The following is a 2,843-nucleotide window of genomic DNA, read 5'->3' on the forward strand; positions in this document are numbered from 1 at the left end:
ATTCACTACCGGTTTGGTTGGTGAAAAAGTTGCTTGATGAGTATGGGGAAAAGCGGGCAATCGCTATTTTTGAAAGTCTCTATGTTCGCAACAAGGCCAGTGTTCGAGTTGTTGACCTTGACCAAAAAGAAGACATCAAGGAACAGTTGCAGGCTGCGGATTCCTTATTGGCCTCAACAGCTCTTGTAAAGGAAAACGGCTATTTTGCGGGCTCTGATTACTTTAAACAAGGAAAGATAACCATCCAAGATGAGACCAGTCAATTGGTGGCACCAGCTTTGGAAATTCAACCTACGGATCAGGTGTTGGATGCCTGTGCGGCTCCTGGTGGTAAGACCACTCATCTAGCTTCTTATCTAGTCGATGGGAAGATTACAGCTTTGGACTTGTACGATCATAAGCTCCAATTAATTCAGGAAAACGCGGAGCGTCTTGGAGTAGCAGATAAAATCCAGACAAAAAAACTGGATGCCAGCAAGGTATTTGAAGCTTTTGGGGCGGATGCCTTCGATAAAATCTTGGTAGATGCCCCTTGCTCTGGGATAGGTTTGATCCGCCGAAAGCCAGACATCAAGTATAATAAAGATAATGCTGACTTTGCGTCTCTGCAGGCGATTCAATTGGAAATATTGGATGGAGTTTGTCAAAGTGTACGGAAAGATGGTATAATAGTCTACAGTACATGCACAATTATAGGAGAAGAGAATTTTGATGTGGTTCACCAGTTTTTAGAAACCCATCCAAATTTTGAACTCGTGCCATTAGATCATGAACGAAAAGATATTCTGAAAGATGGTTGTATGTTAATTACACCAGAATTGTATGGAAGCGATGGTTTCTTTATTAGTCGTTTTCGAAGAATATCGTAATCTCAGGAGGATACGGACAGTATGGAAATTTCTATCTTAACCGATGTAGGTCAAAGACGGACAAATAACCAAGACTATGCAAATCAATATAAAAACAAAGCGGGAAAATCCATGATTTTTCTAGCTGATGGGATGGGGGGACATCGTGCTGGCAATATTGCTAGCGAGATGGCTGTTACAGATCTTGGCGCTGCTTGGGTAGCGACTGAAATCAGCACCATTAACGAAGTAAGAGAGTGGTTTGCAGAGAATTTGGAAAAAGAAAACCAGCAGATCCATCGCATTGGTCAAGATGAAGAACATAAAGGAATGGGAACAACGCTGGAAGCTCTTGCCATTATCGATGACCAAGTCTTATTTGCGCATGTAGGAGATTCCCGAATTGGACTCGTGCGTAATGGGGAATACCATCAATTGACCAATGACCATTCTTTAGTAAATGCCTTGCTCAAAGCTGGACAAATTACGGAAGAAGAGGCAGCTCATCATCCACAACGCAATATCATCACCCAATCTATTGGACAAAAGGATGAATTACAACCGGACTTTGGTATGCTTACGGTTGAAGCGGGAGATTTCATTGTTATCAATAGTGATGGATTAACCAATATGATCTCTGGTGATGAAATCCGTGATATCCTTGTCAGCGATTTATCGGTTGAAGAAAAGGCAAAAACCTTGGTTCGCTTTGCGAATAATGCTGGTGGTTTGGACAATATTACAGTTGTACTGATTCACTTTGCTGAGGAGGATATGGCATGATTCAAATCGGCAAAATTTTTGCCGGACGATATAAGATAATCCGCCAAATCGGGCGTGGAGGGATGGCAGATGTCTATCTCGCTCGGGATTTAATCTTAGATGGTGAAGAAGTTGCAGTTAAAGTACTGAGGACCAATTACCAAACAGATCCAATTGCAGTTGCTCGCTTCCAACGAGAGGCTAAAGCGATGGCAGATTTGGATCATCCAAATATCGTTCGGATCACGGATATCGGTGAAGAGGAAGGCCAACAATACTTGGCGATGGAATATGTCGCTGGCTTAGACTTGAAACGTTATATCAAGGAAAATGCTCCTCTTTCAAATGAAGAAGCTGTTCGCTTGATGGGGCAAATCCTTCTTGCTATGCGCTTGGCGCACACGCAAGGGATTATTCACCGTGACTTAAAGCCTCAAAACGTACTTTTAACACTGGACGGAAATGCCAAGGTCTCTGACTTTGGGATTGCGGTAGCCTTTGCAGAAACGAGTCTCACTCAGACAAACTCTATGTTGGGATCGGTTCATTATTTGTCTCCTGAACAAGCCAGAGGATCGAAAGCTTCTATTCAAAGTGATATCTATGCAATGGGGATCATTTTCTACGAAATGCTGACGGGTCATATCCCTTATGATGGGGATAGTGCAGTGACCATTGCGCTCCAACATTTCCAAAAACCACTTCCGTCCATCATTGAAGAGAACAAAAATGTTCCGCAGGCTTTGGAAAATGTGGTGATTAAGGCCACAGCAAAGAAACTATCCGATCGCTATAAGTCGGTAGCTGAAATGTATGTCGACTTGTCAAGTTGTCTATCTTATGAACGCCGTAACGAGAAAAAATTAGTCTTTGATGACGCTTCAAAAGCGGATACTAAGACCCTACCAAAGGTGAATGTGGTTCCAAAACCGGCTCCACTTCCAACATCAGAGGCTCGTCCTACAGTTCATGAGGACCGACCAGTGGCTTCAGAGGATCGAACAGCTCCAGTTTCTCCAAAAAATAAGCCACGTCGTCGTTTGCGGACGCGCTACAAGGTCTTGTTTGTCGCCCTAGCTTTGGTACTAGCTGCCTTTGCCTTTCTTCTTTATATGAGTCCAGCCAACAAAACAGTGCCGGATGTATCTGGAAAAACAGTAGCAGAAGCGCGTGCTATCATTGAAGATCAGGATCTTCAAGTGGGAGACGAAAAAGAAGAATACAGTGATTCGG

The 2,843-nt window shown here is 43.3% G+C and carries 3 protein-coding genes; all 3 read left to right on the top strand.

Annotation, left to right across the window (positions count from 1 at the left end; genetic code table 11):
- On the top strand, nucleotides 1-869 hold an 869-nt coding region (gene rsmB / locus ACLOR3_RS09890), incomplete at its 5' end, for a 16S rRNA (cytosine(967)-C(5))-methyltransferase RsmB (RefSeq protein WP_412037195.1).
- 21 nt (nucleotides 870-890) lie between these two features.
- Nucleotides 891-1,631: a Stp1/IreP family PP2C-type Ser/Thr phosphatase gene (locus tag ACLOR3_RS09895; protein WP_023022352.1), complete on the top strand. Its 741-nt coding sequence runs from the start codon at nucleotides 891-893 to the stop codon at nucleotides 1,629-1,631.
- On the top strand, nucleotides 1,628-2,843 hold a 1,216-nt coding region (gene pknB / locus ACLOR3_RS09900; protein WP_412037196.1), incomplete at its 3' end, for a Stk1 family PASTA domain-containing Ser/Thr kinase. The genes ACLOR3_RS09895 and pknB, both read left to right, overlap by 4 nt.

The organism is Streptococcus intestinihominis (assembly GCF_046824975.1).
Lineage (GTDB): Bacteria > Bacillota > Bacilli > Lactobacillales > Streptococcaceae > Streptococcus.